21 protein-coding genes are annotated in these 22343 nt (G+C 40.8%); 3 read left to right on the plus strand and 18 right to left on the minus strand.

Going from position 1 to position 22343, the window contains the following annotated elements; translation table 11 throughout:
* Positions 1-20: 20 nt before the first annotated feature.
* The 3 genes from FZC78_RS12450 to FZC78_RS12460 form a co-directional block, all read right to left on the minus strand.
* A complete protein-coding gene (locus tag FZC78_RS12450) occupies positions 21-506 on the minus strand; it encodes a CcdC family protein (RefSeq protein ID WP_148940036.1) in 486 nt (161 codons plus the stop codon).
* A 635-nt stretch (positions 507-1141) separates the two neighbouring features.
* The gene (locus FZC78_RS12455) at positions 1142-1501 is read right to left on the minus strand and encodes a response regulator (RefSeq protein ID WP_148940037.1); all 360 of its coding nucleotides are present in this window, start codon (positions 1499-1501) and stop codon (positions 1142-1144) included.
* 452 nt (positions 1502-1953) lie between these two features.
* The gene (locus tag FZC78_RS12460; protein WP_148940038.1) at positions 1954-2661 is read right to left on the minus strand and encodes a cytochrome c biogenesis CcdA family protein; all 708 of its coding nucleotides are present in this window, start codon (positions 2659-2661) and stop codon (positions 1954-1956) included.
* 472 nt (positions 2662-3133) lie between these two features.
* Between FZC78_RS12460 and FZC78_RS12465 the strand changes: the two genes are divergently transcribed.
* Positions 3134-3334, plus strand: a complete 201-nt coding sequence (locus FZC78_RS12465; protein WP_148940039.1) for an aspartyl-phosphate phosphatase Spo0E family protein — start codon at positions 3134-3136, stop codon at positions 3332-3334.
* Between the two features lie 190 nt (positions 3335-3524).
* Here the strand turns inward: FZC78_RS12465 and FZC78_RS12470 are convergent, their stop codons facing one another.
* From FZC78_RS12470 to FZC78_RS12485, 4 genes are all read right to left on the minus strand, one after another.
* Complete coding sequence (locus tag FZC78_RS12470) at positions 3525-4178, minus strand: hypothetical protein (protein WP_148940040.1); 654 nt, start codon at positions 4176-4178, stop codon at positions 3525-3527.
* Between the two features lie 112 nt (positions 4179-4290).
* Entirely contained in the window at positions 4291-6087 is a 1797-nt protein-coding gene (locus FZC78_RS12475; protein ID WP_148940041.1) for an ABC transporter ATP-binding protein, read from the minus strand.
* A gap of 4 nt (positions 6088-6091) precedes the next feature.
* Positions 6092-7840, minus strand: coding sequence for an ABC transporter transmembrane domain-containing protein (locus FZC78_RS12480; protein ID WP_148940042.1), 1749 nt, complete (start codon positions 7838-7840; stop codon positions 6092-6094).
* Between the two features lie 640 nt (positions 7841-8480).
* Positions 8481-9641 carry a CamS family sex pheromone protein gene (locus tag FZC78_RS12485; protein WP_148940043.1) on the minus strand — a complete coding sequence of 387 codons (1161 nt, stop codon included), beginning with the start codon at positions 9639-9641 and terminating at the stop codon, positions 8481-8483.
* A 497-nt stretch (positions 9642-10138) separates the two neighbouring features.
* Between FZC78_RS12485 and FZC78_RS24280 the strand changes: the two genes are divergently transcribed.
* Positions 10139-10462 carry a hypothetical protein gene (locus FZC78_RS24280; RefSeq protein WP_252183607.1) on the plus strand — a complete coding sequence of 108 codons (324 nt, stop codon included), beginning with the start codon at positions 10139-10141 and terminating at the stop codon, positions 10460-10462.
* 359 nt (positions 10463-10821) lie between these two features.
* On the opposite strand, the gene FZC78_RS12495 is transcribed toward FZC78_RS24280, so the two are convergent.
* The 6 genes from FZC78_RS12495 to yneA form a co-directional block, all read right to left on the minus strand.
* Complete coding sequence (locus FZC78_RS12495) at positions 10822-11040, minus strand: YneF family protein (protein ID WP_148940044.1); 219 nt, start codon at positions 11038-11040, stop codon at positions 10822-10824.
* A gap of 196 nt (positions 11041-11236) precedes the next feature.
* On the minus strand, positions 11237-11677 hold the full coding sequence (gene sirA / locus FZC78_RS12500; RefSeq protein ID WP_148940045.1) for a sporulation inhibitor of replication protein SirA: 441 nt from the start codon (positions 11675-11677) through the stop codon (positions 11237-11239).
* Positions 11678-11866: 189 nt separating this feature from the next.
* Entirely contained in the window at positions 11867-13873 is a 2007-nt protein-coding gene (tkt, locus tag FZC78_RS12505; RefSeq protein WP_148940046.1) for a transketolase, read from the minus strand.
* Between the two features lie 429 nt (positions 13874-14302).
* The gene (locus FZC78_RS12510; protein ID WP_148940047.1) at positions 14303-14536 is read right to left on the minus strand and encodes a DUF896 domain-containing protein; all 234 of its coding nucleotides are present in this window, start codon (positions 14534-14536) and stop codon (positions 14303-14305) included.
* A gap of 121 nt (positions 14537-14657) precedes the next feature.
* Entirely contained in the window at positions 14658-15308 is a 651-nt protein-coding gene (locus tag FZC78_RS12515; RefSeq protein WP_148940048.1) for a YneB family resolvase-like protein, read from the minus strand.
* Positions 15309-15319: 11 nt separating this feature from the next.
* Positions 15320-15646 (minus strand): cell division suppressor protein YneA, encoded by a 327-nt coding sequence (yneA, locus tag FZC78_RS12520; RefSeq protein ID WP_148940049.1) that lies wholly within the window; start codon positions 15644-15646, stop codon positions 15320-15322.
* 154 nt (positions 15647-15800) lie between these two features.
* Between yneA and lexA the strand changes: the two genes are divergently transcribed.
* Positions 15801-16421, plus strand: a complete 621-nt coding sequence (gene lexA / locus FZC78_RS12525) for a transcriptional repressor LexA (protein ID WP_148940050.1) — start codon at positions 15801-15803, stop codon at positions 16419-16421.
* 241 nt (positions 16422-16662) lie between these two features.
* On the opposite strand, the gene FZC78_RS12530 is transcribed toward lexA, so the two are convergent.
* From FZC78_RS12530 to FZC78_RS12550, 5 genes are all read right to left on the minus strand, one after another.
* Positions 16663-17049 (minus strand): nucleoside 2-deoxyribosyltransferase, encoded by a 387-nt coding sequence (locus FZC78_RS12530; RefSeq protein WP_148940051.1) that lies wholly within the window; start codon positions 17047-17049, stop codon positions 16663-16665.
* A gap of 468 nt (positions 17050-17517) precedes the next feature.
* A complete protein-coding gene (gene rlmD, locus FZC78_RS12535) occupies positions 17518-18909 on the minus strand; it encodes a 23S rRNA (uracil(1939)-C(5))-methyltransferase RlmD (RefSeq protein WP_148940052.1) in 1392 nt (463 codons plus the stop codon).
* A 495-nt stretch (positions 18910-19404) separates the two neighbouring features.
* Complete coding sequence (locus FZC78_RS12540; RefSeq protein ID WP_148940053.1) at positions 19405-20295, minus strand: EamA family transporter; 891 nt, start codon at positions 20293-20295, stop codon at positions 19405-19407.
* Positions 20296-20486: 191 nt separating this feature from the next.
* On the minus strand, positions 20487-21038 hold the full coding sequence (locus FZC78_RS12545) for a GNAT family N-acetyltransferase (RefSeq protein ID WP_148940332.1): 552 nt from the start codon (positions 21036-21038) through the stop codon (positions 20487-20489).
* Positions 21039-21378: 340 nt separating this feature from the next.
* On the minus strand, positions 21379-22260 hold the full coding sequence (locus FZC78_RS12550) for an aminoglycoside 6-adenylyltransferase (RefSeq protein WP_148940054.1): 882 nt from the start codon (positions 22258-22260) through the stop codon (positions 21379-21381).
* Between the last annotated feature and the right edge of the window lie 83 nt (positions 22261-22343).

Here is a 22343-nt window from a genome sequence, read left to right on the forward strand (position 1 = left end):
GCCAGGTACCGGTTTATGCTTTAAATCGTATTGGTCGTTAATTCATCTTTATCGTCCAACAGTTTCTTATACTGCATATACATAGCAACTCTCCATGGAACAATCATCCCGAAGGCAAGAATCCAGAACATCCCACTGAGCTGGCCATAATCAATACTGCTGCTTAATACTATTTTTGCAGCAATCCTTACTAGCAGCAAACCAATTAAAATGAACCCAAAAGCTTTTGAGCGTTTTAGGTAAATATCATTATCACGAACTTCAAAACGTGATGTTTTGACGAGGAATATAGAAAAGATCATGCCGACAATCAATGCTTCGACCATTTCTGCCAGGGTGACCCTGAACATCGGGATAAGAAACATAAGTGCACCTGTGCTCATAAATAGTGGCGGCAGGATAATCTTTCTGGCTGTTACCGGCTTTTTCTGGGCCTTCATTCTAATAAAAATTACAAAGAACCCCATACCAATCGCAATAATGGATGAAGCAATCGTCATGGACATAGTCATCATCCTTCTTAAATAATTTACATGTGTCGACACTAATTATAGACTATTAACACAAAAGCGCAAGTAGCCATTCGCAGGTCATCTTAAACAATCAACAAGGCCTCGCCATCCAGTTGTGCAAACAGAATCTTTCCCTCGTCCTGGTTATAAACACCAACTGGCACAAAAGAAAGTTATCATTAATTATTATGCGTCATACAAGCTTCTTCTCTGCTTCCTTCATTCTTTTAATGCGCTTTTCTTTCTCTGAGCTTCCTTAACCGGAGCAGCCGTCATCTCTCTCTTCCAAAAGACTGTTTTCGCATATATTGCTGCTTTCGGATATCTCCGGATACTAAGGTTTTTCTCTCCAATCAGAGGGTGCAGCTCTTTTCTTTCTTATCTTTAGTTTCGGTGATTTACGGCGATATTTTTGCCTTTAATGTTAAATCGCAACAAAGTTTACGAACTACTCCCATGACGGTACCACCGACACCATCGATCATAAAAAAGGCTAAACTATTTCTTCCCACAGTATAGGTTTGATTCAAAGTGGATATGCTTATAGTTTTGCAAAGCGTAAATATGGCTTTTTCATACAAAGAACCTTATATAAAAAACCCCTGCATCACTGATGAGGGGAATTATATTTAACTTATTGCTCTATTGATTGCCTCGACAACACGGCTTTCATCAAAAGGCTTTACAATGAAATCTTTTGCGCCGGCTTCTATCGCTTCGACAACAAGCTTCTGCTGGCCCATTGCCGAGCACATGATGATTTTGGCATGTGGATATTCTTTCACAATAAGTCTTACAGCTTCAATCCCGCTCATTTCGGGCATGGTGATATCCATCGTGACGATATCAGGGAGAAGCTCCCTGTATTTTTCAATAGCCTGGGCGCCTGTCTCGGCCTCTCCGATTACTCTATGTTCACTTGTTTTCAGCATATTTCCAAGCGTCATGCGCATAAATTTAGCATCGTCAACTATTAGTACTGTTGCCACCGGTGATCCTCCTTGTTCCAGCAATGGATGTGGAATTTCTGATTTTAGCAGGTTAATTTTCTGATTATTATCATCTTCAAATATATCACTCTTGATCTGGTAATTTCAATCATTGAAGCAAATCTTAACATTTATCTATTTTTTTGATTATTTGCAGCCAAGATAGTGGAAGACTGTTACTCAAGGGTATGACACTACTCAAATTACCTCTCATATGTAATATGGCCGGCTCATAAAGCCGGCCTTCTATTGGTTAGGCTCTTTTCGTAACCTTTGTTGCTATTTCAGACTGATTCCAAAAAATACAACCCTAATTCACCGGAATAATTTCGTAACCAGGAAAAGAAAAGAGCTGCTCTCTCAGATTTGAGAGAAAACACTTAGTATACGGGGGAAAATCCGGCTCTTGGGATTTTTCCGAAAGCAACAATGTCTGCGAATACAGCCATTGGTTAAAAACCAGTGAATCCTCCAGTGATTTTACTGAAGAAGATGATGATCTCGGTAAGCCAGTCAAAGAATAGCATGATGCCGACAAGGATCATGATATAACCGCCGACTTTCATGATTTTAGCGTTATTTTTTCTAATCCATTGCATTTTACCCACAAAGAAGGACAATACAAGGAATGGAATGGAAAAGCCCAATGCGTAAGATATCATGTAAATCATACCTGACCCTGGATTCGAACCGATCAGCGATATGACAGCTCCCAAAATAGGGCCTGTACATGGAGTCCATCCGGCTGCAAAAGCCATACCGATTAAGATTGATCCGATAAAACCAGCAGGGCGGTTCTTGAATTCAAACTTCCTGTCTTTCATTAAGAACTGCGGCTGGAAAACTCCTATAACCATCAGTCCGAAGATGACAATGAAGATGGCCCCCGCCTGACGGATGATATCCTCATATTGGAAGAGGAAATTCCCCAAATAGGTCGAACTGAATCCCAAAACAACAAATATTGACGAAAACCCTATTAGAAACAAAATGGTATGGATCAGACTTCTTTTTTGCAGCTTTACATTTTCATTTTTTAAATCACTGACTGACATTCCAGTTATATATGATAGAAATGCAGGATATAGCGGCAGACAGCACGGTGAAATGAAGCTAAGAAAACCAGCGCCGAAAGCTAAGAATATATTAATATCACCCATGAGACCCCAACTCCTAAAGGTTTCTTTATTATTAATGGCTCTTTTCGTAAACCTTCTTGCTATTTCTCACTACTTCTGAAAACACTATTTTTCACCCGAATAACCTCGTAAACAGGAAAAGAAAGTAGCTGCTCTCTCAGATTTGAGAGAAAACCCTTAGTATACGGGGGAAAACCCGGCTCTTGGGATTTTTGCCGAAAGCAACAATGTATACGAAAACATTCTTTTTTATTGTATCAGACATCAATGCCTCATTGGAGATTTATCACTGTGAACAATTTGTGTACAGAGCAGGATAGTTGATATACAAGGAATCACACTCACTCCTATTAACAATTACTTACTTTTTTCATAAATTATGTGAATAATTCTTTTAAAAAAAGCTTCTTTTAGCTATACTATTATTTATTAGTAACATTTATTAACAAAACCAAAATAAAATATAAACTCTTCCAAGAAAGGATTTAAGGCCATGTATAAACAAGAGCTACTAGATCGTATAGAAAAAAAACGTGCCCAATTAATAGATATTGCAGCTGTTAATGGTCTTAATTCACCTCTCGCCATCAAATACAGTCAAGAGCTCGACTCCCTGTTAAATCATTATAACCGACAATTCATTAAAGCTTCATCTATATCAAAATCATTGGCTGCCAAACATGCAGCTCATTGAAAATTTTGATCACATTAACCAGCGGTCCTGCCACTGTGCTTCTGCGAAACGGTGTTAGACAGTGAAAATCTTCACCTAAAATAATAGCTGATTAAAAAAGCTCCGCCCAAGATTAAATCCTATTATTGAAATCAATTCTACTTAAAAAAGGCAAAAGCAGTATTTCCGCTTTTGCCTTTTACTATTAGAATCATTTAAAATCCATTTCACCCTCGATTTGATCTTCGTGTTTCTCAGTTTCCAATCCTTCTGTTCCAGCGCTCTCCTTCCCTTCAGGCTCTGTTTTTTCGGTTTTAGTTTTAGAAACCAACCATGAATCATCCTCCATCACTAAAACAAAAGTAACTTCTAAGTTTCCTCTCAATTCGCTGCTGTTGCTTTGGATGATATGGTATTCACCTTCAGAAATTTTCTCTACTTTATAATCCTGATCATACTTCAGCCAGATCGGTGCTTCTGTCGCCACTACGGATAATGTTCCATCCTTATCATTGATATAGATATCCGCAAGGTCTTCTGCCTGCTCTTTTGTCATGATAGTGGAAAATTTTTGAATGATTTCATCTCTGGATTCATATTCATTGAGTTCAGGACCTTTATCGATCACTTCCATAAAGGTTTCTTCATACTTCCTTAGAACCTCTGCCGCTTTCTCCTTAGTCATTTCTGCTTCTTCAGTATCGCCATTTACGGCTTTATCCGTTGAAGCGGTTTCAAATGTTTCCTCTTGTGTCTCCTTCACTGCCTGAGCTTCTGCGGGATTGGCTTCTGTACTTTCTTCAGCTGTTCCACAACCTGCCAACAAAAATAAAGAAAGACCAAGCCCATAAGATGTTTTTTTCATATTCTTGATTCTCCTTTCTATAATTTACCTTATACTAGCCTATACACCACAGGGTCACCTCCTAAACAAAAAAAAGAAAGACAACCGCCAATTTAACGGTCATCTTTCCGAATTATGAATTCACTGCACCCTCAATGCCCTCTACCAAACCATTTTGCAAAAGATACATTTTGTGGTACAAGCCTTTTTGTGATAAAAGCTGCTGATGATTCCCTTTTTCCACTATTTCTCCCTGGTGGAGGACGAGAATACAATCTGCATCTTGGATTGTAGATAGTCTGTGGGCAATGGCAATCGTTGTACGTCCTTTACGCATTTTTGCTAATGCCTGCTGAATTGAGTCTTCTGTTTCTGTATCAATGTTCGCTGTGGCTTCATCCAACACTAGAATTTTCGGGTTGGTGGCAATTGTCCTTGCGAAAGCGATCAATTGCCTCTGTCCGCTGGATAACGTGGAGCCTCGTTCAACCACTTTATGCGAATATGAATCTGGCAGCTTTTCAATAAATGTATGAGCTTGAACAAACTCTGCCGCTGACTCAACCTCTTCATCGGTCATATTACTGTTATGAAGCTTAATATTATCTTTTATAGTTCCATAAAACAGAAATGGATCCTGCAGAACAAGTCCGACACGGTTTCGGAGCTCTTCGATAGGATATTCCTTAATGGACTGTCCGTCAATCAAGATTTCTCCTCTTTCAAATTCATAGAACCTCATCAGTAAATTAATTATCGAACTTTTCCCGCTGCCTGTATGACCGACCAATGCAATCGTTTCACCAGGTTTAGCTTTAAAAGAAATGTTCTTCAAGACATCTTTATGCCCGTCATAGGAAAAAGTGATGTCCCTGAACTCTATCTCGGCATCTGCTATTTTGCCTTTTGCCCCTTTGATTTGTGCAGGTGTTTCTTCAGTCTCATCAAGCAGCGTAAACACACGGGAAGAAGCGACAATCGCCTGCTGGAACAGTGACAGCCTCATCATGATATTATTTACAGGCTCAAAGAAACGGTCCAGATAGTTGATGAATGCATAAAGAACACCAATTTCAATCGGGTTATTAAAGGAAGCAATCCCGAAGTAACTCAGCACAAGAATCAAGGCAGAGGTATATACGAGATCAATCGCGGGACGAAGCAGCAGTCCATCGATTTTTATATTCCGCATACCGGCTTTATAGTGACTTTCATTAATGTCTCCAAACTCTTCTCTAAGCCGTTTTTCTTGCCTGAACACCTGAATGATTGCCATTCCTTGCAAAGATTCGCTCAACTTGGCATTCAACTGACTCAATCTTTCGCGTAAATCGTGATAAAAGATGGAACTGTATTTTCTGTAAGTCCTGATAATCATGAACAAGACTGGCAGGATAAACAAGCAGAACAACGCCAGTTTCACATTGAGGATGAACATGGCGGTAAATATCCCTATAAACAGGAAACTTCCTTGAATGAAGCTCACCAGAACACTGACAAACATATCTTTAATGGCTTCCGTGTCATTTGTTACCCTGGATACAATACCTCCTGCAGGGGTTTGATCGAAATATCTCATTCCAAGATTCTGCACTTTTGAAAAAACGTCAACTCTCAGCTGTTGAATGATTTTCAAAGCTATTTCCTGAAACTTTAATAATTGAAAATAAGAAATGAGTACATTGGCAATCTGTATACCGATATAACCCGCTGCCAGCCATACCAGCGGTTCATATGGAAAGTTCCTGGGTGTGAGATAGTCATCTATAAATACTTTGACCAGATAGGGGCCKAGAACATCGCCTACAGTCGTCAAAGCCAAAAGAAAAAATGCCATGAATATAGATTTTTTATGCGGAATTGTGTATCTTACCAACCTTTTTAAAACTCGGCGCTGTTCCTTGGCTGACATGGTTGTTGTTTTTTCCATACGGTTATCCTCCATGCTCTACTAATTCTTCTAACTGCTGGCGCAAATACATCTCCCTGTACCAGCCTTCATTCTTCATCAACTCTTCATGGGTCCCTTTTTCTGTAATTCTTCCTCCATCAAGGACAAGGATTAAATTCGCATGTTGTATGGCACTCAGCCTGTGAGCCGTGATAATGGTTGTCCTGCCTTCTCGGTTCTCCTTAAGCGCTCTTAGAATGGATTCTTCCGTCTTGGCATCTACAGCTGATAAAGAGTCATCAAGGATCAGTACCTCCGGCTCCATCATCAGGGCCCTTGCTATGGAAATCCTCTGTTTCTGCCCGCCTGACAAGGAGACCCCCCGCTCACCTACTACTGTTTGATAGCCGTCAGTGAATCCTTTAATATCTTCGTGGATGTGAGCCAGCGAAGCTGCTGTCTCAATAGTTTCCATATCAGACATGGGATTGGTAAAGGCTATGTTTTCAGCTATGGTGGCAGAGAACAAGAAATGATCCTGCGGGACATAGCCGAGGGACTTTCGGAGCGGTTCTAATTTATAGTCTTTAATAGACCGGCCACCCAATCGGACTTCCCCATCATAGCCCTCGAATTCCCTGATAAGAATCTTGAGCAGGGTAGTCTTACCGGCACCGGTCTTACCGACAATCCCTAATGTTTCCCCTCGTTTCAAAGTGAAGCGGATTTCTTCGAGGACAGCCTCTTCTTCTCCAGGGTACTTAAATTGGGCAATATCATACTCAATATCTCCCTCAGGCTTCAAATTCAATGCACCAGGGCTGTCATCAATTTCAACTTTTTCTGCCAGCAATCCGGATACCCGGTCATAAGAAGCACGACCTCTTTCAACAATGTTAAAAAGCCACCCAAACGCAAGCATCGGCCAAATCAACAGTCCCAAATAGGTTGTAAACGAAACGAGTTCCCCTATCGTAATTTCCCCAGCAATTACGAACCTGGAGCCAAATGCAACAGATAAAAAGAAAGAAATTCCGACTATAAGGGAAATAGTTGGATCAAACAATGAATCGACCTTAGCGACCGATATGTTTTTTTGGACCACATCTTCAGATTGATCCCTGAATGACTCTATATCTTCTTTTTCCTGCCCAAAGGTCTTAATGACTTTTATACCGGAAACACTTTCTTGCGTTTTATCATTGAGATTGGAGAAAGCCTCCTGAGCCTTATGGAATCTTTTATGTAATAAAGTGCCGTAATAATTGGTCAATATCGCCATGACCGGCATTGGAATTAACGCAATCAATGTCAGTTTCCAGCTGATTGTGGCAGCCATGGCAATGATGACAAATCCGCCTGTTGCCAGGGAATCCACAAGTGTCAGTACTCCCTGTCCTGCTGTCATTTGAATAGCTTGAAGATCATTTGTAGCGTGCGCCATCAAGTCACCTACACGCCTTTTCTGATAAAAGGACGGAGTCATCTTCGTAAAATGATGATACAGCTTATTTCGAAGCAATTTGGACAGTTTAACAGCAGAACCGAAAATCATCATTCTCCATACAAATCTCAGACCATACATACTTAACCCGGCTGCTGCCAAGATGCCCGCCCATTGCAGTAATTCAGCAGGTGTAAGCTCATTTTGTTTAATACTGTCAACCACTATACCGATCACCTTAGGCGGCACCAGCTGGAGCAATGCTACCAATAACAGAACGCTTATGCCTGTTAAATAGGATTTCTTTTCTTGTTTAAAAAACCACATCAAATCAAGAAAGACTTTCATGATGCAACCCCCGAATCCAGAAATATTTTTGCGACTCTTAATTTTAGCAAATTTTTAAATAATATAAAATACAATTAAGCTGTCTTCGTAAATATTTATTGCTTGCTTTCTAGTGGACGGTTGATTTCCGCTCCGTGTGCCCGGCTTCAAACGGCTCGCAGTGAATTTGATCAGAAAGGGCCATTATTCCTTATAAATTTTCAAATCTCCTCCATAGAAACACAACTAACAAAATTGACTGAGCTGACTTATCGCAAGGATGGGCGTTCGAAATCCCGGCACCTTGACTCATGCAGCGCACTAAAAGTGGGAACGTCCTGTTCAGACCTGACATTCAAATAACCTCTAGAGAAATAGGATGGGGCATTTATTTTCAGGAGATTATTTGACAACAGCGGGCTTGGACGCTGCAGCTAGACGCCCGCTAGTGTCCGGGACTATCTTCTCCTTCCGCTCCATATCAGCGCTGCTTTAAAAAATAATACTATCAACAATCTATTAAAAGTGCCTAATTGATTCTATGTTCTTCTTTATAGCAGCAGGCCATTCCCGTAACTTCTATTTGCTCTGAATTTTTAAAAGAGCTTTATTTTTCTCCCAGAAATTTGAGCAAACAAAAAAACGTGCCAATGCACGTTTTTTAACTGCCGTTATCATGAATGTGTACTGCCGGTTCTTGTTCTGGCTCCAATAAGATTGTGGCTGCTGTACCTTCAGGAGTTTTCACATAAATATATACAGGTTCATGTGGGAAAAAGTCTTGAATTTCAGGAGTAAATGCTTGTACAAAGCCGACAATTTCTCCGTATTGCGTCATGTCAGTATTAACATTGATTACCATTTTCTGCATGTCACTGCCAATATAAGTTCCTTTAGAAACCAATTGGATGGTACGGTCCACAAAGAAGGAATTCATATCTTCTTCTAATCCTTTGAAGCGGTTTGAAACTACACGGTCATGCTCTTCAGCCTCATCAGATGGAAAGAGGTACTCTTGTTTTTCTGTGTCTCTCCACTTTTTAATCGATTTATCATTAGAATCCAGGTAAGCGTAACTGAAATAGGATCCTGGAAGAACACTGTTTTTCTTTTCAAGCTGATAGAGAGAAATAACAACAGGTATGTTTGCCAGGCCTTCTTTTTGTCTTATACGGTTAATGATTGTACCGGCCATTTTCTTGCCTTCACTAACCATTTTTTTACTGGGCTCATCCAAACCGCTGATTTCTTTCGTGTCAAAATGTTTTAATCCCATATTATCATCCACAGTAATATAATCAACAGAGTTCATAGCAAGCGCAATGGATATCCCCTTCAAATTCCCTTCTTTATCCACGTAATTTTGTTCATGGACATATCCAAGGTACATAGGACTTTCTTTTTTAATCTCCATTATTTTTTCCCAACCCATGCTCTCCTCTACTTCTATTGCAGGATTTAATCCAAGTTCATCATTAGACTCCCGGCGTATCCAGCTCCTGATTTCCTCCAAGTGCTGCCCTTCTTGATAGATGTAGTCCTCAGCAGGGAAATATTCTTCTGAGATGCTCATCAGGCCCGTTTCGATTTCGTTCATATCAACACGGTTATTCACCTGATTAGTAATAAGATCGCGGTTCTTGCTGAAAGCTGAAGATTTAACATTATATCTTAAATATTCATTGGTTTCATTTTCAGATGTAGTCTGCTGAGTAACCAGATTTGTGTTTTCAGTATCTGACTCGCCAGGTATGCCCATGAAGTTGCATCCTGATAGAATCAACAGTAAACTCGCACTAGTTGCAATTAGTCGTTTTTTCATTTAGGTCTCCCTCCGACCACTATTTTAACATAAAAACAGACAGGTGTAGACCAGCCGTTATAATTCAACACCATAATAATAGTGAAATAAATAGAATAGATAATCAAGTAAGAAGCTCAACAACCTAAACTTTAGGTTGTTTCCGCTAAGGTTGCGGATTTCTTATTCATAATGGATTTCCGTTCCAAGTGCGCGACTCCTCGGGGCGGGCGTTGAGCCTCGGCTTCATAAAAGCGAAAGCGGCCGTTCAGCGACGTACATATTTTAGGGCTCATGTATGAGATAAAGGAATCACGAAGAGCGTTAGCGATTCGATGATCATTTCCCTATAATTAAAAATAGCGATTTAAATTGGAATTCAATTAAGCACAGAAAAAGTCCTGAACCAGACTTTTTCTCATAACTGCCTCTCAATTTGTAAGGAAATGATCTATATGACTTATCTATATAAAGGGGAAAGGCCCCGCTCAGCGGCGTACAGATTTTAGGACACTCGCATGAGAAAAGGAATCACGGAGAGCGACAGCGATTCGATGATGACTTATCGCAAGGAGAGAGTCCGAAATCTGCTAGTCGCTAAGTCCGTTCCAGTGGGTACTGACCCTCGGCCGCTGGAGCTGGATGAGACTCGGCTTCGCCTGTATAAAAAGTGGAAGAGCCCTGATCAGACCCGACAGGCTAATGTTCTCAAGAGAAAAAAGATGCTCTTTCCTTTTACTTTCTTGAGGTTATTTGACCCCGAGGGGCTAGGCGGTGCAACTAGACGCCCGCAAGTCCCGCAGAATGTCGCACGCCTTCCACTTCAATCCTTCTATAAATAAGAGGGAGAAGGTATAAAATAGCATTCAAAAACAGCATTCTTTAGAGAAGAGCCTGATTTTTATAGGCTCTTTCCTTAACTTTGAGGCTGTTTAATATTAGTTCAAAATGACGTCTTCTTTTATCCCAGATTACATAGAAGCAAAAGCGAATTTCAAAAGCAGCAACCTATTTAGAAGAGGCAGGGCTGTTAACCATTCACATTTTCAATAACCAAAAAAGATCACCACCATGCTTTATGCAGGAAAGTGATCTTCTTTATTTCAATGCTGAACGATTGTGCATAGAGGAAAAGGGCTCTTCCATACACTTCAATATAATCAAGCATTTCATGAGCTGAAACTCATTGTGCAATTGGCAGTTACTTGCCTTGCTGCTTGTTCATAGCGTTCATCATCTGATTGATTTTCTTCTGGGAAGGTTTCTGTCCCATTTGCATCATCATCATTCTTAACATTTGTTCATTGATTGGTGGATTTTTCTTTAGGTAGCTCATCATATATTTACGAGCGATGAAAAATCCTAGCGCTACTCCAGCTAAAGCAGCCAGAACACCGACTAGAATAAATTGCCAAACCATAGTTCTATTTCCTCCTTCATGTTGTCCTTATAAAAGTGTACTAAACCAAGGAAGATTATACAATATTTTAATTTAAATTTCTTTATTCAAAACATTTTTTTCAATAATATGATACCTAATTGAGGTTAAGTTTGAATATTAGCTGCATAATCTACCAGCAGTTTTAGCCGAAAGAATGTTGATTAGTTCCAGCCTTTCAAACATACTTTCTCATTTTTATCGGTTTGAGCCAGCCAAATTGTTCATCATCGAGATTAATTGCCAGCAGCCGGCCATCGAGCTTTCGCAACAGTTCGAAAATGTACGCTTCCCAATCACTATGCCCTTGCAATTCTACCTTTACATAGTGATCCAGCACACTGATTTTGGCGGTATTTTTCCCGCAGGAAGATTCAATATAATATCTATTATCATTCTGGATGTATTCTTTTTTGATTGAAAGTGCCTGGGACAAAGCTCGATTAAAAGGCAAAAAAGGGATAGGTTTTGTAATATATTGAACTTGTTTCAACACTATCTCTTCCATCTGCCCAGTGGCAATCGTACTTTCGAGAAATAAATTATAAAACGCTCGTTCCCTGCCATAGAAATAATCAGCAACCTCATCTTCAATCCAATAGAGCCGGTAGGATTTCATATATCTTCCTCCCTATAGCTTGTCCTTTTTTATAGTATAAAGAACCAAGAGGGGCAAGATTGTAGAAAACTGTTGAGAAAATGCACTAGTTTTGTCGAATCTATTTACAAAAACCTGCATATCAAAATTCGATTTCAGAAAACCAAAAGCTGCTGTATTACAGCAGCTTTTGAAGTATCAATCATTCAATTATCTTTCAAGCAATGCCTTTACACGTGAAACGACATTTTCGACTGTAAAGCCATACTCTTCCATGATTCTTTCTCCTGGTGCTGAAGCTCCGAAACCATTAATCGCCAGGATATCACCCTCATCACCAGAGTAACGGTCCCAGCCAAGAGGAGAACCAACTTCCAGTGCAAGACGCTTCTTAACAGCTTTTGGAATAATAGATTCTCTATATTCTTTGGACTGCTCTTCGAAGCGATCCCATGACGGCATGCTGATAACGGAAACAGCAATTCCATCCTTGATTAGAGCACTTTGAGCTTCTACAGCAAGGCTTACTTCAGATCCTGACGCTAATAAAAGAGCATCCGGCTGTTCTTTGCCTGCAGGGGATACGACATATGCGCCTTTTTCTACCCCAGTTTGTGCCTTGGCATCCGTTCCTTTTAAGGTAGGAAGATTTTGTCTTGTCAACACAAGTGCTGTCGGCTTATCTTTTGAAGTCAGCGCTGTACGCCAAGCGGCAGCAGTTTCGTTTCCATCAGCTGGACGGATGACAGAAAGATTAGGCATAGCCCTTAGAGAAGCCAGTTGTTCGATTGGCTCATGCGTCGGTCCATCTTCACCCACTGCTATACTGTCATGAGTGAACACATACGTTACAGGAAGACCCATCAAGGCAGCAAGACGGATTGCCGGTCTTAAGTAGTCGGAGAATACGAAGAACGTTCCGCCGAATACTTTAACTCCACCGTGCAGCGCCATACCATTCATGGCAGCACCCATTCCGAATTCACGGACACCAAACCAGATATTGCGTCCTTCATAAGATTGAGGAGTGAAATCCTTTTGGTTTTTGATCATCGTCTTATTAGAACCAGCAAGGTCCGCTGAACCGCCTATTAATGTTGGCATATTTTTAGCTATACTATTCATCACTTCACCTGAAGAAGCACGGCTCGCCAAGCTGCTTCCTTCTTCATATACAGGGACCTCTTTATCCCAGCCTTCAGGAAGCTCGCCATTCATCGCAGATAGGAATTGAGCGGCAAGTTCTGGATATTCTGCTTTATATTGAGTGAATAACTCATTCCATTCCTGCTCTTTCTTCGCTCCTGCATCAACCATTTGCTCTTTGAATCGATCTTGAACTTCAGAAGGCACATGGAAATCTTTTTCAAAAGTCCACTTGTATGCTTCTTTAGTCAACTTCATTTCATCTTCACCAAGCGGCGCACCGTGCACGTCGGATTTACCCGATTTATTTGGTGCTCCATAACCAATGACAGTTTTTACTTCGATTAGTGTCGGGTGGTTTTCGTCACTCTTTGCCTCTTCCAGCGCTTTTGCTATTGCTTCTGTGTCATTTCCATCCTCGACACGGATATATTGCCAGCCATACGCTTTAAAACGGCCTGCTACGTCTTCAGAGAACGACCTGTCCAACTCTCCATCTAGTGAAATATCATTAGAATCATACATCACAACCAGACGACCTAATTTTAAATGAGCTGCCAGTGATGCTGCTTCTGATGATATCCCTTCCATGAGATCTCCATCACCACAAACACTGTATGTATAATGGTCCACAACATTGAAGTTGTCACGGTTATAAACAGATGCCAAATGACGTTCTGCCATTGCCATTCCCACTGCCATTGCCAACCCTTGTCCAAGTGGACCAGTAGTGGCTTCCACACCAGGAGTATGACCGTATTCAGGGTGCCCAGGCGTCTTGCTTCCCCACTGTCTGAACTGTTTCAGATCTTCCATTGAAACATCATAACCGGACAAGTGCAGCAAACTATATAACAACATCGATCCATGGCCTGCTGAAAGAACAAATCTGTCTCTGTTATGCCAATCAGGATTCTTTGGATTGTGGTTCATAAATTTGGACCAAAGTGCATAAGTCATTGGTGCAGCACCCATCGGCATACCCGGATGACCTGAATTTGCCTTTTCAATGGCATCAATTGAAAGTGTTCTAATTGTATTTACGGCTAATTGATCAGTTTTATCAAACATTAATCAACATCCTTCCTTTTTTCGATTATTACTTGTTAATATTAATATTCTTATCCAGTTTATACAAACGATTTGTTTGCTCCAAAAAGCAGTTCTGACATGAAGAAAGCGCTTACCTCGCTGATATGAAAGCCTTTTCTTTAGCAAGAAAATAATTTTCTTCCTTCCACAAAGATGCGGAATTTTTTTCTTCTGCGCTTCATTCTCATACAGAGCTTGTAAAACCATACTTTCTCAATAGCAGTGTCCGCTATTTAACTGTGACTCCTTAGAGCAAAGAAGAATTATTTAAAGGTGTACACTTAGTATACGTCTGCAACGTGAAACAGAGGGCCTTTACTTCTTTAGAATGCACCTTTTTACTTTCCTGATACCCTGTTTAAAACACTCTCAGTACGAAATAAAAAAACATGCAGAAAAATGCATGTTTTAATTAAGCTTCTTGCTATTTTGAATATCTTTGACCTTTTGGGGAGTTACTTCATTTCCTTCAGGATCGAACATTCTTGTATTCTCAATGGTAGAACGCATGGATTGTCTGAATGTTTCCAAATATTCTTTTCTTAATTTTGTTTGTTCTTTTGCTTCAGCAGCCGTCAAACCTTTGCTTTTGGCTTTATTAGCCAGCGTATTAATCTTTGCCATTTTTTCTTTTGATAGCATTACCTAGTTCTCCTCTCCTAATGAGTGTCGATTATTCTAAAAGCATCCTGTGCTTATAATTAATCAGAAAAGACCGATTGAATATCGACATGTTACTAGAAAAAGAGAGAAAAAACAAGTGTCACGCTTCTTCAGGAGCGTGTACATACTCCTGATATCTCCTGTGAACAGTGGCTTTAGAGATATTATAACCAAAGCCTCTCAGCGTAGCTGCTATTTCCGCAAAGGTCAGTTTATTGTTTCTTAGTCTTACAATTTCTTCGACTGGGACTTCAATTCGTTCACGTCCCTCTCCGTTTCCTCTGTTCTTTAAGTTTTTATGGGGTTCATACCCCTTCTCAACCGCTCTTTTCATTCCGCGCTTTATTTTGAGATTATGCAGCTGCCTCTGGTGTTCTTCTACCATACTGACAATTTGAAGGACCATAGAGTCTGATTCTGAAAGATGAAGCTCCCCGCTATGTGAAATACTGAAAATCTTCACACCTTCCTTAATGATGCAGTGGATGAGGGCGATCTTGGCATTCCCTCTCCCGATCCTTGTTTCATCCTGAATTAAAACTGCATCAATTTCTTCGGCCTTTAAGAGATCCAGCAATTCCAGTACGCCCTCTCTGTCAAGTTCATATCCGCTGGCTTGGTCTTTTATGATATGGCTTACTTCAAAATTAAAGTTGGAAGCCAGCTTGAGAAGCTCCTCTTCCTGCCGCTGCAATGAAGACTCCTGAGTATCCTTTTTTGTACTGACTCTGCAATATATTGCTGCTTTCATAAGTCAAACTCCTATTCTGTTCCACTTGCCAGTTCATAATCGGCGTTGTTAAGTAGAACCCGATTTCCCCCTGGAATAATCAGTGATTCTCCGGGTTTAATTATGTCCGTTGCCAGATTGTTTTTTTGTGTGACCCATTCTACTATCGCTTGTGTGGACATATCATAATCTTCAGATAACTCCTGAGCAATCTTCCAAAGTGAATCCCCTTCTTTTACTGTTATTTCCTGTTGGGCTTCTCCTGCCCCAAGTTTAATAAGTGCTATGGAACTCATGGCAACGGCCAATCCCATAAGAAGGATAACATAAGAATAATTTCTCCAAATAGTTATAAGCATGACATTACCTCCGTGCGAATGTGTGTTCGGTTTTTGTTAATTTGATTATAATACGAACATCTGTTTGGCGTCAACATTTATTCGAACTTATGTTTGTATCACCTTGTTTATCATGCTATAATGGGAACAAAAGATCGGTTTAGAGGTGAAAAAGATGACAAAATTATCCAAAAGACAGCAGGATATCCTTCAATATATTAAAGAGGAAGTAAAATCAAAAGGATATCCGCCATCCGTAAGAGAGATTGGAGAAGCCGTAGGACTTGCCTCCAGTTCGACTGTTCATGGCCACCTTGCCAGATTGGAAAGCAAAGGCCTGATCAGGAGAGATCCAACCAAGCCCAGGGCGATTGAAGTCCTGAACCTTGAAGAAGACAATATTCCAAGACAAGCAGCAGTAAATGTTCCATTAATCGGTAAAGTAACAGCAGGCCAGCCCATTACAGCCATTGAAAATGTAGAAGAATTCTTTCCGCTCCCACAGCATCTGGCGCCAGCAGATGAACAAGTGTTCATGCTTGAAATCATGGGAGATAGTATGATAGAAGCAGGCATACTGGATGGGGATTATGTTATTGTCCGCCAGCAGCAGACAGCCAATAATGGAGATATCGTTGTAGCGATGACGGAAGAAGATGAAGCAACGGTGAAACGCTTCTTCAAAGAGCAGGACTTTGTCCGTCTGCAGCCAGAAAACTCATCCATGGATCCTATTATTCTCCGCCATGTTTCCATTCTTGGTAAAGTTATTGGAGTTTACCGCCAAATTCATTGATAAAAAATCCAGGCCGGATGCCGGCCTGGATTTTTTATAAGTTTAACGAACTTCCGAAAGAAGTCTCCCTCTTCAAGCGTGTGAAGGGCGTAGCCCAACGGTAAGGGGCAGATGAATTTCGGTTGGGCGATAGCCCAAAAGTTTCTGTCTTTTGTCTGGAGTAGTTCACTAGTTCATCCTATCTTTTCAAATGGTGTTAAAGGGAATTCATTCTTAAAATATTCCCATAACTGCAAATCACTTATATATGCTGGAAAGCTGCCACCTTCCCTAACAAATCATCAAGACTCCCAAAGCATTGTTCTACTTCCGGCAAGTGATAGAAAGTACTTGTGGATGCCAGGTCTGCATTTTCCAGTGAATAAAGAAATACTTTTTTTCCAAGTCCCAGTGCAATGCCCAACTCTATATGGCTTCCTTTTCCAGCAGGCAGCAGAACGATAATAAAGTCAGATTCCATAACTGCCCTTTTTTCTTCCCGGCCAATCCTCTCGAGCTCTTCCCGGGAAGATGCCCTGTCATTTTGAGTCCAATCATAGGTATGTATATAGCCAATTCGTTGTAACTCTTGGTTAATATTTCTTACTGATTCGATATTTTTAAAACTGGAAGCTGTGTAAAACTTCAATACATTCCCTCCTCATATTAAACCTCTTATTCTTTAATCTCTTTGTAAGCCTTTTACAATACTATTTCAAAGAAAACTTCTTCTTTTATTTAGGCTGTTTTCACCTAGATTGTTGCTTTCGGAAAAATCCCAAGTGCCGGATTTTTCCCCGGATACTAAGGAATTTCTCTCTAATCGGGGAAAGTAGCTCTTTTCTATTCATGATTATCAGGTTATTAAGGTGAATTTTGATTAGTTTTTGAAATTAATATCAAATAGCAACAAAGTTTACGAAAAGAGCCTTTATCTATTGAGGCTTATGATCATAAAAAACTTCGGGCTATACACATAAAAGGGCTTGGAGATTTTTTTACCTCCAAGCCCTTTTCACTGTGCATTGTATGTGATTAGCTTCTTGTATGATGTCTACGATTTACCGCTTTTTATCTCCCAAGTAAACCAGTGGCAGTTCGTGATGGTGTTTCACTATCACTTCTCTAAGATAAGTTCTGCAACACACTCTACATGAACGGTATGAGGAAACAAATCAACAGGTTGAACGACTTTCAAGCTGTACCCAAATTGCTCAAGTTCTTTAATATCTGCAGCAAAAGTGGAAGGGTTGCAAGATACATAGACAATCCTTTCAGGCTGGGAACGTCCAATTCTTCTCATGACCTTCCCGCCCGCACCGGAACGAGGAGGGTCAAGGAGCAGCAGTTCTGGCCTGCCAAAGCTCTCCAGGATCTCATCGATTCCCTTTCTTGCATCCTTTGCAAGGAAAGTCGTATTGGAAATTCCATTATCTTCGGCATTACGTTTAGCCGATTCAATCGAGCTCTCCACAATCTCAATCCCAGCCAGTTCTCCAACTCTGCTGGCAAATGGCAGAGAGAACGTACCTACTCCACAGAAAAGATCGATCATTTTTTCCGTTTTCTTCGGTTTCCCCATCTCGACGGCCAAGTCTACAAGCTTCTGGGCTTGGACGGGATTGGTTTGGAAGAACGTGTCAAACCAAAGGCGGAATCTGTAGCCATCCATTTCGTCATAGATGTAGTCCCGTCCAGCCAACGTATGGCTTTTTTCTGATTGAGTACGATCTGCCCAATCTCTATTTTCAAGCCACAGCAAACTTTTGACTTTCGGGAACTTTTTTTCCACACGATCAACCAAATCAGATACAGCTTCTTCCAAACTGCCATCTGGTGACTCTGTGGCAAAGAGGCCAAGCATGATTTCTCCCGTTACGAATGACTGTCTTACCATCAGATGGCGAAGCAGGCCTTCATGGCTGTCTTTATCGTACCCTTTCAATTCATGCCCGCTTACCCAGTCTGCTACTTCCATTGCTGCTGTTACCATTTCTTCACTTGCGATCAAGCATGTTTCGAGCGAAATGACTTTACGGAAATTTCCCTGCTCATGCAATCCAAGGGAACCGTCCGGTGAAAACGTGAATTCCATCTTGTTTCGATACTGCCAAGGTTTATCCATTCCAATCGTATCAAGTACAAGAGCCGGATCATATCCTTGAGAAGCAACTTCTTCTTTAACGTGAGCGGTTTTATGTCGTAACTGGCCTTCATAACTCCAGTGCTGCCATACACAGCCGCCGCAGCGTTCAAAATGAGGACAAGGTGCATTCGTCCTATCAGGGTTCGGTTCAATAATTTCTTCAGGAATGGCTTTTCTTCTCCTTTTTAGAGGTTCATCGACCTTCACTCTGACCTTTTCACCGGGAAGAGTGCGGGGTATCGTAAGTTTCAGTTTGCCGATATGGCCCTTCTCATTCTCACGCCAAACAACAGCCTGTCCAGCACCCCTATCATCCAATCGATGAATTTGTGTTTCTACCATTTCACCTTGAGTAATCTTCAATTGGAATTCCTCCTTCATACCACAACTTTTAATAATCTATAAAGAATCTCTTTAAGATAAATTTATATTTCTGTTAGAAGACATACTTATCTAGTATAAAGGACGACGAGTGAATATGGAATGCTTTCCTGCCTATTTGAAGAAATTCACTTAAAAAACTGCGAATTTCCCAGCTGGAATCAATCTGCGAATAATTTACCTTTTTATTCTCAACATAAAATTATGCCCTTCCGTTCATTCATCGGTTTGTAAATTAGAGAATCCTCTTTGTCATAGGCTGTTTTCGCAAAGATTGTGAATCACACTTCTTAGTAAACAGGGCTGCGACTGCTGACCCCTCTTCGCTAAGATTATACATCTCTGTTGCCATGATAGAAAAACAAGCACCTATTAATAGAGTGTGCTTGCTTAGTAAGTTCATTATTTCTATCACTCAACCAAACCGCTTTAGGATTGGCTCTAAGAACCTCTCCTTCTTCCTTGAAAATACGCACTTCAGTTTTTTGATGTAACCTTTCCCTGGTCTTGACGATTAGTCGAGCATATCAATAAACAAATTGCAGTTAATATTAAGACTAGGCCAGCCCAAGAATAAGTGCTTAACGTTTCCCCAACTAACAAGACACCCAGCAGTGCTGCTGTAAGCGGTTCAGCTAATGAAAGTGTAACCGCTGTAGAGGAAGAGACATTCATAAGGCCTTTTGCGAAGAGTAAATAAGCAGCGCCAGTAGCAGCAAGTCCCAAGTGAAGACTGACAGCAATTCCACTTGCTTTAAATATCCAGGTCATGTCTGAGAGAAATAGAAAAGGAGATAAGCACAAGGCGCTTAATGAAAATACGACCGCTGTGACTGAAAGCGAAGAGCGGTTACTGATCAGCTGCTTGCTGACTAATGTATAGCCGGCAAATGAAAGTCCTGCTCCTAAAGCCAGCAACACCCCAACTGGCTCTATAATAACTGAATCCCTGTTACTAAATAGCAAAGAGCAACCTGTAACTGAGAGCATTGTTGAAAAAATCCATAGCCTTGATAGTTTTCTTTTTTGCACTATCCATTCCAATAGCCCGGCAAGAATTGGTGCACTTTCGATGGCAACCACTGTTCCCACTGCCACTCCTGTCATAGATACAGCAGAAAAGAATAGCGGTTGATAAAAAGCCATGCTCAGAGAAGCCAAAATAGTTGGTCTTATCGGCCAGTCCTTCAACTGAAGTTTTGCTGCAGCAATCATAAGCAGAAATAAAGCTCCACCTCCAACTGCAAGCCTGGAGGCTCCAATTGAGATCGGACTTGCCCCCTGAGGAGCAAAAGTTTGAACAGTGCCAGTTGTTCCCCACAAAACCGCAGCCAACAGCACTAATAAGGCGGACCCTTGATTGAACATACATATCACTCCTGCTCCTTCAATCTCTGAAAATCTGAATTGCCGACGAATACACTGCTATCATTGTGAAATGAAAAGTCAAAACAAGCCTATTAACTACCAGCTATTTACGCACTAAGAGCACTATAAAAAATAACAGGCGGCATCAGCCCTCCTGCTATCTTCTTTACGCTTCTCCTGCATGTTGTGCATCAAGCCTTAGATAAATCACTTCTTAAAAGAGAATACATGTACAAATCATCAAATTTTACACAAGTGTATTCATAGTGCCGGAGGAGACCTTCTCTTTGAAATCCCTTCGCTTCCAATAGGAGTTGAGAAGCTTTATTTTCTGGTTCAACCAAAGCTTCTACCCTTTCCAATTGGAAATGTCTTAAGCCAAATTGTATGACTGCTGCTAATGCTTCACTTGCTATGCCCTGCCCCCAGTAGTCCCTGCTTAATTCAAACCCCACCTCTGCTCTGCGGTGTTTGCTGACCAGATTATGAAATCCACAGCTGCCAATCATCTTTCCGCTCACCTTACTCGTAATACCCCACCTGATACCTGAACCTTCAGTAAAGATCTTTCTGTACCAATTTAATTCATCAAGGGCATCCTCCATGGATTGAAATGGCGCAAGTCCCATATATTTTACAACTTCAGAGTCGGATAAGTAGCTCAACATATCCGCAGTGTCGGATTGTATGGTTTCTCTTAATATCAACCGGCTGGTGTCTAGTACCGGAAAATTCCTTTTCATCATATAACCTTCTTCCTAATGGTACAGGTCTTATTCTCTGCTTTCACAAATTAAAACTCCTCAGAATAAGGATACGCTTTTTCGTTCAGGCAATATTCAATCCTTTGTTTAAAGTTCGAATACGTAACCTTTTCTATAGGAAAGGATTCTGCCTCTAAAGCCTCAGAAGTCGTAATAAGCTCTCCTTCAACCGGTTTTCCAAGAATAAGAGTATTTCAGATGGATTCGTCTACATTTTAGAAAACACCTTAAAAATTTGCGTCCTCGATATCCTGTCCATATTCTTCCTTTGTTTCCCGTACAGCGCCGTCCTTATAAGATTCATTGTTCAGGTGTGTATTTAATAGATTCCTTCTGCATCATTTGGAAGATTACGAACTCTTTCCATGTATCTCATCATATTGCGATCATCCTGCTCAGGATAAGTGTATTCCAGGCTTTCCGCAACTTCCCTGGCTAATTCACGGAACAAGGAGCAGGCGGTGAAGACAGCTTCCCAAAAGTTATTATATTTTCCGTCAGAATAGGTGGCACGGTACATCTCCCAATAGGAATCAGGAAGATACCTTTTAAAATACTTACCTGATTTCCCAGGTGACAGCCCAAAATTCGTTTTAGTTCCTATCCACCATGAGATTGCTTCATCCAGATGGGGCCGTATGATGCATTCAAACATGTTCTTTGAATAGGGGAGCTCATCGCGCCATATTCCTTTGGCCACATTCTGCTGGCACCACCAGAAATTATTGCATGTTCCGGAGAATTCAGCTTCTGTCGGCTTTTTCACATGATAGTCACTATCTGTGGGATCTGGGATGGCAGGCAAGATATTATCTTTATCCATTAAAGGAACAGTCAACTTGTCGCTGCGGTACCTTTCCAGGGCCCCTTCTATTGATTGCAGCTGCAAGTCGATTCTATTACCGTCTGCAAACAGCATAAGGTAACCATAAGAATTGGATGGCTCCTTCTGAATGCCGGCCATCCTGTCATTCTTGTCTGGTTCCTGAATCATGAGAAGCTCACCAAATACTTTCAGCCAACTTTTATCATCTATTAAAGGTGACGTTTCTTTAACCACATATACAATGTCGTAATCTTGAAAGATGTCTTTCGGGACATTAGGATTTGTCCTTGAGCCATTCATATACACAGCGCGGACGTTATCATTGTTCCCCGCTGTCTCCAGTATGACATCCATCATTTCATTCTCAGTTCTCAAATAATCACTCCACTTCATGTTACACCATTAAGTGTAAACAACTTTATTCAGACCTTATACTAGAGACAACATAAGGTTAAGGA

Origin of the sequence: Rossellomorea vietnamensis, from assembly GCF_008180415.1 — a bacterium.
Lineage (GTDB): Bacteria > Bacillota > Bacilli > Bacillales > Bacillaceae_B > Rossellomorea > Rossellomorea vietnamensis_C.

Coding starts and splice junctions, on each gene's coding strand:
- FZC78_RS12540 (WP_148940053.1), bottom strand. CDS start 20,295: ATGTTCAATCAAGGGTCCGCCTTATTAGTGCTGTTGGCTGCGGTTTTG.
- FZC78_RS12480 (WP_148940042.1), bottom strand. CDS start 7,840: ATGAAAGTCTTTCTTGATTTGATGTGGTTTTTTAAACAAGAAAAGAAA.
- yneA (WP_148940049.1), bottom strand. CDS start 15,646: ATGCTTATAACTATTTGGAGAAATTATTCTTATGTTATCCTTCTTATG.
- FZC78_RS12510 (WP_148940047.1), bottom strand. CDS start 14,536: ATGCTATCAAAAGAAAAAATGGCAAAGATTAATACGCTGGCTAATAAA.
- FZC78_RS12545 (WP_148940332.1), bottom strand. CDS start 21,038: ATGAAAAGGAATTTTCCGGTACTAGACACCAGCCGGTTGATATTAAGA.
- sirA (WP_148940045.1), bottom strand. CDS start 11,677: ATGAAATCCTACCGGCTCTATTGGATTGAAGATGAGGTTGCTGATTAT.
- FZC78_RS12485 (WP_148940043.1), bottom strand. CDS start 9,641: ATGAAAAAACGACTAATTGCAACTAGTGCGAGTTTACTGTTGATTCTA.
- FZC78_RS12495 (WP_148940044.1), bottom strand. CDS start 11,040: ATGGTTTGGCAATTTATTCTAGTCGGTGTTCTGGCTGCTTTAGCTGGA.
- FZC78_RS24280 (WP_252183607.1), top strand. CDS start 10,139: ATGAGAAAAGGAATCACGGAGAGCGACAGCGATTCGATGATGACTTAT.
- FZC78_RS12515 (WP_148940048.1), bottom strand. CDS start 15,308: ATGAAAGCAGCAATATATTGCAGAGTCAGTACAAAAAAGGATACTCAG.
- FZC78_RS12470 (WP_148940040.1), bottom strand. CDS start 4,178: ATGAAAAAAACATCTTATGGGCTTGGTCTTTCTTTATTTTTGTTGGCA.
- FZC78_RS12450 (WP_148940036.1), bottom strand. CDS start 506: ATGTCCATGACGATTGCTTCATCCATTATTGCGATTGGTATGGGGTTC.
- tkt (WP_148940046.1), bottom strand. CDS start 13,873: ATGTTTGATAAAACTGATCAATTAGCCGTAAATACAATTAGAACACTT.
- FZC78_RS12460 (WP_148940038.1), bottom strand. CDS start 2,661: ATGGGTGATATTAATATATTCTTAGCTTTCGGCGCTGGTTTTCTTAGC.
- lexA (WP_148940050.1), top strand. CDS start 15,801: ATGACAAAATTATCCAAAAGACAGCAGGATATCCTTCAATATATTAAA.
- FZC78_RS12465 (WP_148940039.1), top strand. CDS start 3,134: ATGTATAAACAAGAGCTACTAGATCGTATAGAAAAAAAACGTGCCCAA.